This window comes from Bacillus sp. SRL337 (genome assembly GCF_984799155.1).
In genome coordinates, this window is the sequence record NZ_OZ481793.1 from 593006 (window position 1) to 606828 (window position 13823).

General features: G+C 36.1%; 10 protein-coding genes. All 10 read right to left on the bottom strand.

The genetic code is table 11. The features are described 5' to 3' along the window. The 10 genes from AC4E8A_RS02925 to AC4E8A_RS02970 all read right to left on the bottom strand — a co-directional run bounded on the left by AC4E8A_RS02925 (position 1) and on the right by AC4E8A_RS02970 (position 13369). Complete coding sequence (locus AC4E8A_RS02925) at positions 1–549, bottom strand: sigma-70 family RNA polymerase sigma factor (protein ID WP_490196705.1); 549 nt, start codon at positions 547–549, stop codon at positions 1–3. A 250-nt stretch (positions 550–799) separates the two neighbouring features. Continuing rightward, complete coding sequence (locus tag AC4E8A_RS02930; RefSeq protein ID WP_490196706.1) at positions 800–1459, bottom strand: hypothetical protein; 660 nt, start codon at positions 1457–1459, stop codon at positions 800–802. 188 nt (positions 1460–1647) lie between these two features. After that, the gene (locus tag AC4E8A_RS02935; RefSeq protein WP_490196707.1) at positions 1648–1884 is read right to left on the bottom strand and encodes a hypothetical protein; all 237 of its coding nucleotides are present in this window, start codon (positions 1882–1884) and stop codon (positions 1648–1650) included. A 237-nt stretch (positions 1885–2121) separates the two neighbouring features. Next, positions 2122–2916, bottom strand: a complete 795-nt coding sequence (locus AC4E8A_RS02940; protein WP_490196708.1) for a VOC family protein — start codon at positions 2914–2916, stop codon at positions 2122–2124. A 537-nt stretch (positions 2917–3453) separates the two neighbouring features. Beyond that, positions 3454–4209, bottom strand: a complete 756-nt coding sequence (gene istB / locus AC4E8A_RS02945) for an IS21-like element helper ATPase IstB (RefSeq protein WP_490198756.1) — start codon at positions 4207–4209, stop codon at positions 3454–3456. Next, positions 4206–5753, bottom strand: coding sequence for an IS21 family transposase (gene istA, locus AC4E8A_RS02950; RefSeq protein WP_490193399.1), 1548 nt, complete (start codon positions 5751–5753; stop codon positions 4206–4208). Before istA ends, istB begins: the two co-directional genes overlap by 4 nt. A 402-nt stretch (positions 5754–6155) precedes the next feature. Beyond that, a complete protein-coding gene (locus AC4E8A_RS02955) occupies positions 6156–9254 on the bottom strand; it encodes a type I restriction endonuclease subunit R (RefSeq protein ID WP_490196709.1) in 3099 nt (1032 codons plus the stop codon). 41 nt (positions 9255–9295) lie between these two features. Further along, positions 9296–10492 carry an AAA family ATPase gene (locus AC4E8A_RS02960; protein WP_490196710.1) on the bottom strand — a complete coding sequence of 399 codons (1197 nt, stop codon included), beginning with the start codon at positions 10490–10492 and terminating at the stop codon, positions 9296–9298. Between the two features lies 1 nt (position 10493). Further along, positions 10494–11732 (bottom strand): restriction endonuclease subunit S, encoded by a 1239-nt coding sequence (locus tag AC4E8A_RS02965; protein ID WP_490196711.1) that lies wholly within the window; start codon positions 11730–11732, stop codon positions 10494–10496. Then, positions 11729–13369, bottom strand: a complete 1641-nt coding sequence (locus AC4E8A_RS02970; protein WP_490196712.1) for a type I restriction-modification system subunit M — start codon at positions 13367–13369, stop codon at positions 11729–11731. Before AC4E8A_RS02970 ends, AC4E8A_RS02965 begins: the two co-directional genes overlap by 4 nt. Positions 13370–13823 lie beyond the last annotated feature (454 nt).

Genomic DNA, 13823 nt, shown 5'->3' on the forward strand with positions numbered 1-13823 from the left:
TTAAACCTCCTTTTTCATCTTGTTTTTCAATAATTCTCTGGCCTGTTTTAATCTGGTTTTTAATGTATTTTTATTTACACCCGTAATCTTGCTGATTTCTGATAAAGAAAGCTCCTCGTAGTAATGTAAAAAAACAACTTCCCTATATTTTACTGGTAAATCTATAATGGCACTCGTCAAACTGTTGGCTGTATTCTTTGAGATGATTTCCTCTTCAACGTGTTTGGACTTCGATGGGATATAATCCAAAATTTTATCGCTGAATTTTAGTTTGCGGTAATGCCAACTACGCAGGTAATCCTTACAATGATTAATGGCAATGGCATATAGCCATGTCTTTATTGATGACTTATTATTAAACTGACCTAGTTTTTCATGGCATTTAATAAATATCTCCTGCGTTAAGTCCTCAGCAGTCGTTCGATTCTTTACATAGGAAAAAACAAGATGCAGTATATCATCGCTGTAGTTATCCATTAACTGGCCGATAACTTGTTCATTATCTTCTATGCTATTAACATTCACTGCTATTTCTTCAAGTTCAGCCATCTTCGTTTCCCCCCTTTCACCATTTTAGACGAAGCAAGCCTCATATTGGTTTGGAAAAATTTTAAGGCGTCACTGTGGCATAAAAAAAGGTCAAAAAAATCCCACTCACCGTACAAAGAGAGGGGATTTCGGGTTCTAATAGAAATCAGGGCCTGATCCCATGCACATAAATGTACCGGGGGTCAGGCCCTGTTTTCCTGCGTCTCGGGTAGGATAGGTAAATTTCGAGTAGATACATCTTTAAATGGTATCAGCTATTACTCAAGGAATTTTTGAACGTAGTAATTTCCTCTTCTGAAATGATCTTATCGCCGTATCGAACTTTTTCATAAGTATGGATAATATCGACCGGCCCACTTATACGACGGAACCATTCACTAATAGTTTCCTGGGGTTTTTTCTTAGATGAGCTGCTTAAACTATTTTCCCATTCTATCAAGATTCTTCTGATCTTGTGCAGGTCATTGTAAGCTAAGGTGTCAATAACTTCGGGGGTATGGTCATACCCAATTTCTTCATTAACTGACGCTTCTGTTAGTATTTCATCATCTGCTATTTCACTTTTCTGCGCTCTTTTTTTATACCGCCTTATCAATACAATGGTTACTATTGTTATAAAAAGTAAGGCGGAAATACTGTACGTGATAATTTTTTTCTTAGACGTTCCAGGTTCGAAGTGCCATTCATCGAATAGTTCATCAAATTTATCATAATATATCCAACGCCCTCTTTCAGGATCTTCATCTAAAAGGGTCCATCTTGTGTATGATTCTAAAGGTGGCTTTGTTTCACTATCCTCGTTTGCAAAGTTATCCCTGATGCCAGAAGCCACACTCGAAGATAGGGTGGTGATTAAATAACCGCAGCCAATGCCTGCTACTAAAAACAACACGACAATTAGTTTTTTCATCTCAACCCCCAGGTAATATAGTTCTATAGAGAAGTACGTCTTTGGTTGGATAAGAACCTGCGTAACTCTAAAGTTCATCCTCTCTAGTCATTCTTTAGAGACCTCATATATTCCTCCCTGTAATGGAAAAAGGGGCAGATCCCCAGCACACTACGTACTGGGGATCTGCCCCCCGCCTTTCCAAATATTTATTCACCATATCTCCCGCTAAAGGAAACTTTTGTGATTGTATCCATATCTTTAATGGCTAAAGATTCATCATGATTAATATCTTTGATGGCAAATACTTTCGTTCCTTTTTGGAATTCGTTAGAAAATATTTGTTTTTCATCTTTTAATGATACATCAAGTTCGTTATCTGAAAAAACCGTTACTTCTCCTATTTGTTCTCCCAAATTATCTTCTGAAATACTTTCAGATGACACCTCATACATGTTACCCTTTCAGACAATAAAGCTGGAGTTCCAGTCTTTACTACCGGTTTGAGATTGATCACAGCCAACTATAAAAAAAGAAAACAGACTCAAGAATAACAAATACTTGGTAATGACTTTCATGAGGTACCCCCAATTCCTGAATATATCATTGTTTAAGATTGAAAATTTATAGCGACAGGTGAACCTGGGTCCCTATAAGATGCAGCCTCTCTAATCATTCTTTCTTTACCTCATATTTTCCTCCCTGTAAAAAATGGATTGGTTCTGGCGTCCGTTTTCAAGCTGAAGGCCAAAGGGTCTTTCGCCAAATTTATTGAGAAAATCTCTAACGACTCCATCCTCGACAGGAGTACAAAACAACAGGTTTCCGTGCGGCAAATAAAGGCGCTGGCATTTTGCACCCCATCCCTCATTTATATAAGCCTCCCCGATTTGCAGATCGAAAAGAGAAGACCATCTGGAAATTTTATAATCCAAATCTTCAACTGCTAACAACACATCCTTTATTTGAAGAGAGCCGGCTGGATGGCTGGAGTATACTTTCAGTTTCTCTCTTCTAACCGCATCATCTTCTCCCCATTGGATGAAGAAGGGAAGGGGAAGTGTTGGATACTCCTCCGCAATAAACAGCATGGACCATTGCAAAAGTTCCCCACTGTCCGTTAATCGCAAACCTTTGACAGGACCATGGAGCTTTAGACCTTTTTCTTTAAGCTCAACAGCAAGTTGATCCATGTTATTCGTCCTGAGAGCGATCCTCCCCGGGTGGTCTCCCAAAGGCAGCTCAGTGACCAGCTGTTGAATCAGCGGATTATCGTCAACCTGTATGGAAACAGATGGATCTTGAATTCCAAGCCACTCGATATAACCCAAACCAAAATAAGCAAGCGTGTTATAAGTCCCCCAGTTTTCATGCTTCCCACCCTCAATAGCCTGAATGCCATGCTGCAGCATCGTTTTTCTCGCGGCTGTAGGATTAGAAGAAAAGTGAACAAGATGATCAAAGGCAAGTGATGTCATTTTGTTTCACTCGTTTCTGTTTAGTAAGATAATTCTATTTTAACAGGTTTTTAAGAAGGAGCTGAGTGTCTGAGTTTGTCTTTATAACGAACCAAGAGGAAGAGGAGTCATTTCCTGATGCTATAAGAGGGTCAGATGAAAATTGGGGACTTTGATAGCTAAAGAAATGAAAGGTGGGCTGTGAGCCATGGACACTTGAGTATTGCGGACAGATTGAGCCATCAGTGCGGAGATTTGAGCCACTATTTGCGGGCAACTGAGCCATTAAGTGCGATGGTGAGAGCCACTCGTATTAATGTAGCTAATAATATAAACAACCACTGGAACTTCACTGGCTCCAATGGTTGTTTATATTATTATTTGAATCTCTTATCTCTCAATTCCTGATCAATAATCTCAATAGCCCAACGAACTAATTCATCCTGATCTATCAAATGCAGGAGGGTAATAGTTTTTCCTCTACAGCCTGCTGTACCTTATCAGGTAAATACATATGCAGAAAATATCTAGCTATACGGTTTTCAACTGCTGGCGGAATCATTTAAATACCCGCAATCCATGGCGTTCCCTCATCGAAACTTCACCATCAACTAGAATCTTATATGAATCATGGACGATTCTGTCAAGAATCGCATCTGCTATTTGTGCCTGTCCTAGTTTTGAATGCCATCCCTCCGGTGAAAACTGGGAACAGAAAATAGTAGAGGCTCTTTTGAGCCTTGCTTCAATAATCTCCAACACATGTAGTACATTCTCCTCTGAGAGCTCTGTTAGTAGCCACTCATCCAGGATTAATAAATCAATCTTTTTGTACTTCTGAATTAACTTACGGAAGCTGCCATCTGCTTCATACTTTGCTACAGCTAATTCATCCAGTAATTCCGGTAACCTTATATATTTCACTTTATAAAATTGGCGACAGGCATGTACCCCAAAGGCATTAGATATCCACGTTTTTCCGTTCCCGGATGCACCCATTAAAATGATGTTATGGTGATTTTGAATGTAATTTCCTGTTGCTAACTCTAGTATTTGATTCTTGTCTAGATTACGACCCGGATGATATTCGATATCTTCTATGGCTGCGGTTGGTTCGCTGAGTGTCGCCTGTTTAATTAGTCGTTCAAGTCGATTCGATTTACGTCTATCATATTCATAATCTACCAGGAGATTGAATCTATCATCAAAATCCATGTCCCTATAATCATTATTCTGCTTTTGCTGTTGATATAATTCCGCCATCGCACCCATTTTCATTTCTACTAGTTTACGTAAAGTTTCTTGGTTCATTATTTTGTATCCCTCCCAAAGTATTTAGCTCCACGGACAAATCCATAGTCGTCAGATGTAGTGCGAGGTCTGTTAATATCCGTTTTTTTAGTTTGTTTTTTCTTCTTATTTCTTTCTACTACACTTTTAAAGACAGAAACCGTTGGGTTTGTTGAAATTTCAAGTAAGGTTTCTGTTGCTTTCTCTATTTCTTCATTTGGGTATTTCTTAGCTATATTCCTCAGTGTGCTAAGGCTATTTAATGCTTTTTTCTCTACATTCATTTCTAAGATATGAGAGACAAATTGAGTCATAGATGGACCAATTGTTTCTGCCCACTTCCGGTTATTTTCTGGATTATGATCTAAATATAATCGGTGATTGTCAGGCATATGGTCTGGATTGGTCTCTAACTGGCCAATTTCACCATGTTGTCGTTTATGGGATGCAATCCGGACTTCTTTGAAGTAAACTTCAATTAAATCCGTGGTCAGTCGAACATCGACATTCTCTCGGACATAATCATATGGAACGGAATAATACATTCGATCAACTTGGATGTGGTAGTTCAGTTGAACTTTTGCTGTTTTCCATTCCGCAAGTTTATACCTTGTTTGAGGAAGCTGTTGAAGGTAGGATTTCTCTTCTTCCTCAAACACCTTTTTACGCGAACCTGGTCGCTTTTGAAATTCAGTGGCGTTGATTTCTTCTAACTTTTCAAAGATTTTCTGGTTTAAATCTTGAAGATGAAAACACTGATAGTTTCTTAGTGGAGCGATAATCTGCCTGGAAATATATCCAACAGTGCCTTCGACACTTGCTTTATCTTTTGGCCGTCGAACACGGCTTGGAACAATGACAGTACGGTAGTAATCTGCCATTTCACGATAGGCTTCATTTAGAAGAGGCTCTTCACGATGTGCTTTCGTAACCCCTGTTTTCAAATTATCGGGAACCATTGTTTCAGGAACTCCATCAAAATACTCCAATGCATGAATATGAGCGATAAGCCAATTAGCTGATTTCATATCTAAAAAGGCTTCAACATAACTGAACTGACTATAAGGTAAGGTCGCAATAAAAACATACGCCGGAAGCGTTTCTCCTGTTGAACGATCATTAATCTTCAGTGTAGTTCCAGCCCAATCTACTTCCATGACTTCACCTGGTTTTCTTCGAATAGGCATTGTCAATTTATACTTTTTCGCATATTTCCCATAGTTCTCACAAAAAGTACGATAGGCATAGGGGATCTTTCCACCTTCACGTGCCTCTGTCGAGTACTCGTGATGCAGTAGGGACAGGGTTACATTCTTCTTTTGTAGTTCCTTATGCACTCTTTCCCAATCAATTGGAAAGTACCCTTTCTCAACAGCCTGTTTCTCTGGGAAGAGAAACGCTTCTAGCCATGGATTGGTCATGGTGTCATTCAAGCTTTCTACACCCAGTTCTTTGGCACGTTGAACGACATCTGAAACTGTATTCCTTGAATGCCCAGTGCTTGAACTAATCGTTCTTTGACTGACTTCTTCAAAGTGAAGTGCCAAAATCTTACGGTAATTAACCATAAAAAAGCCTCCTGTATAATAATGTCATGCTTGCTGGCATGCAAGATAATTATACAGGAGGCCTTTCTCTATTCTATTTATAGTGGCAACGCATTCCGCAAAGGGTGGCTCTTTTCTCCGCAATGACTGGCTCAAAACTCCGCATAAGTGGCTCATTTCAACTGCAATAATCAGACACTAGATGAATATTCACTAAATTTTGTGTATAATCTTCCTTTGTATACATTTTAGAATTAAAAGATTGCAAACGATAGAGCTTGAGGTGATTAACAAATACAATTTTAGCGGAAAATAAAAAGGTGATGATGTAGACTGAGATATTTCTACACCACCACCAATGAAATTTTGTTCTTTTAGAATAAGAGTTAAACATTATGATGTTTAACCGCTATTTTAGATTTATTAAATCTTTCCACCCACACCCTTGAACTTATCCACAAAGGCAGAGATTTTCTGAAAAACGCTCTGCTTTTTTGTTAAATACTGAGGATTAAGAGGACTCATTCTAGGAAGAACTTTATTAAGCTCCGTTCCATTTTCACTGGCATATTCTCTTTTTAATGAAGCTAAAATATATCTTCTTGCAGCTTCTTCATCAAGATTTTCAGTACTAATCAATTCTTCTGCTTCACGTTTTTGCTCAGTTTGAGCAAATGAAAAAAAAGCATCGATAATACTTGCTTTATCTTGAATACGATCTAAATCAGCTTGGTTGATAAAATCAACGACTAAGCTTTCTTTTGCACGGTTTCCTACACTAGAACGAATGATGCGACGAACTTCTTCAACCAAGGACGCTTTATCTTTTACTTTTTTGTTATGTTCAAAAATAAGTTCAAGAATGTAATCTAAATTGATTTCTTGGGATTTTAATAGATCTACTTCAAATACAACATCATCCCAATCAATAGAGGAATTATCTTTTTCTTTTCCAGTCTTTTCACGGCGAAGCCAATCACGAATGTCATTATATGAAGAGCGATAATCTTGAATTGTTCTTTCTTCTGGTACTTGAATCTCTTGCATAGCCGCTATATCTTCATCTGTTACATAATGAGTCGATTTAAAATCTTCAAGAGCCATAGGGTCACTCACATCGAGTGTTTGTAGAGCTTTTAAACTTGTAAATTCATCATAGTTCTGTAGGGTATTTTCAATGCGCAAATATTCACCAAAAAGTTTCGCAAAATCCTTTTTATCCTTCTCTGTAGCAATATCTTCAACATTAGGAAAACGCTCTTGTAGCTCTTTGACTACGTCTACATAACCACGACGAGCTTCACCCGTTGCAACATCGGAGAATCCTTCCATGTACTCTTTATAGCTTTTTTCCAGCACCACATTTTTAGTGTTTTTATCCCCAAAAAGAGTAATGGCGTCTATGGTTGCTTGTTCTAAATCTCTAAAAGTAGCAATATTACCAAAGGTTTTGGTGGAATCATAAATCCGATTTGTTCTTGAAAAAGCTTGCATTAAACCATGATACCGAAGATTTTTATCAACAAATAAAGTATTTAAGGTAGGCGCATCAAAACCTGTTAAAAACATTCCTACAACAATTAATAAATCAATCTCTTTGTTTTTTACCCGTTTAGCAAGGTCACGATAATAATTTTGAAATTCCTTACTTTCAACGCCATAAGTGGTTTTAAACATCGCATTGTAGTCTTTGATGGCTGAACTTAAAAACTCTTTTGCACTACTATCCATTGCTGAAGGTTCAAAAGTTTCTTCAAGAATTTCACCTATAGCATTCTGGTCTTCATTAGCAGCAAAAGAGAAGATCGTCGCAATCTTAAGGGGCTTACTGTTTCCCTTTTGTAAGTTATTTAATGATTCATAGTAAAGTTTGGCTGCGCCAACACTACCCACAGCAAACATGGCGTTAAATCCTTTTCCATTCGCGTTTAAACGATGGGTTTTTACTTTAAAATTATTAAGAATATATTGAGAAATTTCTTTGATTCGTTCAGGATGCAGTAAAGCTTCTTTATTTTCTGCTGCTGATAGCTTTTTCTCATCCTGTTCTGTTTCAAACGTTTTAAACTTGGGACGTACATCGTTATAATCTACTTTGAACTTTAAAACTTTTTCATCTCTGATGGCATCTGTAATGACATATGAGTGTAACTCTCGCCCAAAAACAGAAGCAGTCGTTTCAGAACCCGAAGCATTTTCCGGAAAAATAGGCGTACCCGTAAATCCAAATTGATAATACTTCTTAAACTTTTTCTTGATATTTTTTTGAGCTTCACCAAATTGTGAACGGTGAGCTTCATCAAAAATAAAAACCACTTGCTTATTATATAGAGAGAGTTCCGCTTCGCTTTTAATGAGATTATTCAATTTTTGAATCGTCGTCACAATAATTTTATTATCATCTTTTTCAATGTTACGCTTTAATCCTGCAGTACTTTCTGAACCATTAACACTATCAGGAGAAAAACGCTGATACTCTTTCATAGTCTGAAAATCCAGGTCTTTCCGATCGACAACAAAAAATACTTTATCTATAAAATCCAGTTCAGTAGCCAAACGAGCAGCTTTAAAACTCGTAAGCGTTTTCCCTGAACCTGTTGTATGCCAAATATACCCTCCGCTTTCAGTGGTACTCCATTTTTTGGCTTGGTATGTACTCTTAATTTTCCATAAGATTCTCTCTGCAGCGGCAATTTGATAAGGACGCATAATCAACAGGTTATCACTCACATCAAAAACGGAATATTTCAGTAGTACATTCAATAAAGTATCTTTTTGAAAAAATGTAGCTGTGAAATCTTTTAGATCTTTAATCAGGATATTATCCGCTTTTGCCCAATTCATCGTAAAGTCAAAACTGTTCTTGTCACGTTTCGTCGTATTCGCAAAATAACGGCTGTCTGTCCCATTAGAAATCACGAAAATCTGTAAATATTTAAATAGAGATTTTTCAGAGTTAAAACTCTCTTTACTATATCGATGAACCTGATTAAAGGCTTCACGAATAGCAATACCACGCTTTTTAAGCTCCACTTGTACTAAAGGTAATCCATTGACCAGGATGGTCACATCATATCGATTGGCTTCCTTTCCTTTTTGTTCAAATTGCGAAATGACCTGCACTTTATTGTTGGCCATATTGTTCTTGTCTACCAGGTAAATATTCTGAATATGCCCATCATCAAAGACAAAGTCATAAATATAATCATTATGAATTTTACGGGTTTTATCAATGTGGTTATCACCGGGTTTATCTAAAAACTGCTCACAAAATCGAATCCATTCCTCTTCTGAAAACTGAACATTGTTGAGGTTTTGCAGTTGCACACGAACATTAGCAAACATTTTATCGCGAGTGTTTAAACTTGGCAGATGCTCATAGCCTTGATTAACTAAATCTCGAATTAGCTCTCGTTCTAAATTAGCTTCCGTTTGATAGCCAACCCCTTGTTCTGCAATCTTGGTATACTTATCTAACACTATATATTGATTTGATTCTGCAATGGGTTTGAAATCGCTCATTAAATTCCCGCCTCCTTTACTTCAATTTTATATCTTTCATCTTATTTAAAATGATATTTTTCCTTAAGTCCCTTTAGTAAATAATTCAAAACACGTTTATCATCATCTAATAATTCAGCTATTTCATCTCCTGAATGCTTAGAATGACTCGAAATATTAATGATTCTTGTAATATAAGGTTCAGGGTTTCCCTCTGTAATTTCAAATAAAAGTTCTCCCCAGTTGTCATAACCCAAAAATGTCGATGTTTTCTCCAAAATATTCCTAAGGTAATTAAAATGATACTTTTTTAATTGATCTGTTTCAATAGCTGTCTCTATTTCAGTTTTTAAGAAAAGATGATAGGAAAAAGGTGAATCATTTCTTTGGGAAACTAATTCATGTTCTCCATCTCCCTTTTTTTTAAGAAAATATTTTTTAAATTTATCTTTCTTAAACTCATTATGTAACACATTATAAAATAAAGGATTATGTGTGGTTATAATAAACTTAAGTTCTGACTGACTGCTCTTAATCAATTTTGCCAAATTCACCGCTAATTCAATCAAACGATTGTCATCCAATGAACTTACTGGGTCATCTATAAATACATATTCCAACTGATTAAATTGATCTGTTTCTCTATCACTTGGTTCAACTACATTTAATACATCAATAACTTGTTCAAGTAGAGAATTAAAAACACACCATACAAAGTTACTCTCTTCACCTTTTGAAATTTTAATGCTATCAGAACTCTCATCATTACCACGTTCATATGAAAAGGTTATTTCTGTAAAAGCCCCTACTATTACATTATTCCCATTCTTATCTTTAATAGAATATTCTTCATTAAAATGTGGAGTTAATTTTTCATCGGTATAGTGCTGAAAATTAGAAATAATATTCCTGTCTTGTCCTTGCCTTTCTAAAATCCAGTTTGTAAAAGTATTAGGATGAATTTTAAGTTTTGGTTCAGTATCATTTTCTAAGTCATTATCCCAATAAAACAAATCTTCCGTAAAAGCATTATAATAAAGATAATTTTTACCCACTACTTCCGATAACTCTAACTCCGTATCCCCATCTAAATTCGTTGATAATAACGATTTGAATTCCCGTGAAAGCCTAGTTTTCCCAGTCCCATTAAAAGCATAAACCAACTGAACTTTTACATTAGATTCACTCGCATCTTTGGCTTTAGTTTTGTGTTTTGCGTCTTTCAGCATTTGTGCAATTTCAGTTAATGAAGTTCCCATATTACTCCTCTACCTCCTCTTTTGGAAAACTAAGAAGCATATTACGATAATATTCGTACTGTTTTTCACGCAATTCTATTTCACGAGGTAAACCTTCAGTAATTGATGATGTCAAGGCTTCGAATTTATCTAAAATAGATACGATGCGTGCTTGTTTTTCTAGTGATTTTGTAGGATTGCTTGGATGAGGAATAGGAATAAGGTATTCCATAATTTTATCTCTGTTGCCACGTGGCATCTTTGCACCTTTAGAGTGTTGCATATTATAGTCAAAGAATCTGTCGTCAGCTAAAACCTGGTATAAAAATTTAGGGTTTACATCCTTGCCCGTTGGATGAATAACCAGTACATCACCATTGGTTCCACCAACACAATTAGCAAACCATATTTTTTTTAAGTAAGGGCGAATATTCCCAATAAGAATGTCATTGACACAATACCCAGTTGAGTTTCCTTCTGTTGGAACATAGTTGGAATCTGTTTTCCCAGCTTTATTTTGTAAAAGGTTGTCAACTCCAACATAGTTTGTTTTATTAAGATTTGCGCTTGCTATACGCGATTTAGAATATTCAGCAACCTCCTCTAACCTCTTCCACTTAACTTCACCCTCTTCAAAAGTAAACAACTTATCACGATAATACTCATATTGCTTTGTACGAGCTGTAAGCTCTACTGTAAGCTCTGCTGTAAGCCCTGCTGTAAGCTTTGAGAAGCCATCCAAAATACGAACGATTTCTTCTTGCACTTTAAGGGGTGGAATGGGGATTTGAATTTTTTTCATTAAGTTGTTAGAACTTAAATTTGGTTGTGCTCCTCCACCTGCTAAGATATAAATCTCTTCAACTTTAGATAAAAGAAAATGGTATAAATATCTATTATTAAGAAATGCTATGTTAGGTACAAATTTACCAACTCTCTGATTAAGATAGGCTGTATACTTATAATCATAAAAACCTATTTTTCCAGTAGTTGCACCAGACATTGCTATTAAAATATCCCCTTTATTTACTTCATATTTCTTTATGTTTTCCTTATAATCTGATGGATTAAAGTATTTAGCAAACGTTAAATCAATATTTTCGCCATTAATGTTAGCTATTCTAATTATAGGTAAACCCTTTTCTTTGAATAGACTACTTTTAAAGGCAAAACCATTTTGAAAGGAACAAACATCCCCCAAGTCCTTCCACTCAACTTCAACCCTCTCAAGGAGTTTCTTTATATAATTCGGCTTAATCATGATTCAATCACCTCAATAATATCATCAATTTCAGCACGAATTTGGTCTATCTTTGTTACGGTGGTTTTTATTTCTGCATTAAGCTCATTTATATTAATGACTTCCCTGATATCTTTTCTTACCACGTAGGTGTTCACAGATAGGTTGTAATCTTTTTCAACGATTTCAGCATAATCAACAGATTTTACAACATGATCAACATCTTCTTTGCTGTCAAACATGTTTATAATTTTTTCAATGTGTTCATCTGTAAGGATGTTATTATTGGTTCCTTTTTTATAAAAATCTACTCCACTTGCATCAATAAATTGGGTTTTATTATCGGTTTTATGCTTAGAAAGAATCAAGATATTAACCGCTATTGAAGTGCCATAAAAAAGGTTAGGTGCTAATGAAATAACCGTTTCAACAAAGTTATTATCAATCAGATACCTTCTAATTTTTTGCTCTGCACCACCACGGTAAAAAAGACCAGGGAAGCAAACGATAGCAGCACGACCTTTGCTTGAAAGATAACTGAGGGCATGAAGTACAAAGGCAAAATCGGCTTTGGATTTTGGCGCTAATACGCCTGCAGGGGCAAATCTCTCATCATTAATAAGCGTTGGGTCATCACTACCATCCCATTTTACGGAATAAGGTGGATTCGATACAATGGCATCAAAAGGCTTCTCGTCACCAAAGTGAGGATCTCTAAGCGTATTTCCTAAAGCAATATGAAACTTATCGTAGTTTATATTGTGTAAAAACATATTCATACGAGCAAGGTTATAAGTTGTAAAGTTAATCTCCTGTCCATAAAAACCATCTTCAATGATATAATCATCAAACTGTTTTTTTGCTTGTAATAACAATGAACCCGAACCGGCTGCTGGGTCATAAATTTTATTAATGGTTGTTTGCTTGTGTATTGCTAATTGAGCAATAAGCTTAGACACACTTTGGGGTGTGAAGAATTCACCTCCTGATTTACCAGCATTGGCAGCATAATTAGAGATTAAAAACTCATAGGCATCACCAAAAAGATCAATTTGACTATCTTTAAAACCTCTAAAATTAAGCCCTTCAACGCCTTTAATCACAGCAGCTAGACGACTGTTTTTATCCTTTACAGTATTTCCTAATCTATTACTTGTCGTGTCAAAATCAGCGAATAATCCTTTAATATCTAATTCAGAAGGATAACCATTTGCTGAATTTTCAATAGCAGAAAATATAGCAGCTAAATCCGTATTCAAACTTTCATTTGTTTTGACGGTTTTCGCTATATTAGCAAACAACTGATTTGGATATATGAAGTAACCTTTTGTTTTAATGGCATCCTCTTTGATTTCCTTCGTTATAATATCATCAGGAAGTTCTGCATATTTGATGCTTTCATCTCCAGCTTCAATATAGCTAGAAAAATTTTCGCTAATGAAACGATAAAATAGCGTTCCTAAAACGTATTGCTTAAAATCCCACCCATCTACAGAGCCACGGACATCATTGGCTATTTTCCAGATTTGAGATTGTAATTCGGCTCGTTGTGCTGCACTTGACATTTCTATACCTCCGATATTCTTTTTATACATTGAAAAAGTAATTCGTTCTAGATAGGTTTGAAGTTTTCCTTCAACCTTTAAGTTTCTTGCCATATTCAAACAGCAATATAATGGTTTGTTTTCTCTTCTGGCATAACATTTAAAGGTATGTGTAGATAATCTGTATATCTTTTTTTATTATGCTTTCGCAAGATATCCTAATGACAGGAGTGTACCTCCAAATTATACACCATCCCACCGTGATGAGGTCGATCGATGAGAAATTAATAGCAGGTGGATTAATATTTCATGAATTTAATGCACTCAAACGGCTAAAGCCTAAATAAAAACTCTCACCGACAATCATTCGGCGAAAGTTTTTGGCGACAATTCAAAAGAAATTTAGTCTCAGAAAGTCATATGTGTTTTACCTAAACGGCATAAAATCAACGTATTTCAGTGTTTAATGTGCCGCTTAATCACTCCCATTCAATCGTTGCTGGTGGCTTAGATGTAAACACTACGAGAATTAGGGGCAGGTGAACTGTCGAATTGTTCTATATTCCCT

Excerpts from the sequence above, each read along its gene's own strand:
- AC4E8A_RS02925 (WP_490196705.1), bottom strand. The coding sequence starts at position 549 with ATGGCTGAACTTGAAGAAATAGCAGTGAATGTTAATAGCATAGAAGAT.
- AC4E8A_RS02930 (WP_490196706.1), bottom strand. The coding sequence starts at position 1,459 with ATGAAAAAACTAATTGTCGTGTTGTTTTTAGTAGCAGGCATTGGCTGC.
- AC4E8A_RS02940 (WP_490196708.1), bottom strand. The coding sequence starts at position 2,916 with ATGACATCACTTGCCTTTGATCATCTTGTTCACTTTTCTTCTAATCCT.
- istA (WP_490193399.1), bottom strand. The coding sequence starts at position 5,753 with ATGGTTAATTACCGTAAGATTTTGGCACTTCACTTTGAAGAAGTCAGT.
- AC4E8A_RS02955 (WP_490196709.1), bottom strand. The coding sequence starts at position 9,254 with ATGAGCGATTTCAAACCCATTGCAGAATCAAATCAATATATAGTGTTA.
- AC4E8A_RS02960 (WP_490196710.1), bottom strand. The coding sequence starts at position 10,492 with ATGGGAACTTCATTAACTGAAATTGCACAAATGCTGAAAGACGCAAAA.
- AC4E8A_RS02965 (WP_490196711.1), bottom strand. The coding sequence starts at position 11,732 with ATGATTAAGCCGAATTATATAAAGAAACTCCTTGAGAGGGTTGAAGTT.
- AC4E8A_RS02970 (WP_490196712.1), bottom strand. The coding sequence starts at position 13,369 with ATGGCAAGAAACTTAAAGGTTGAAGGAAAACTTCAAACCTATCTAGAA.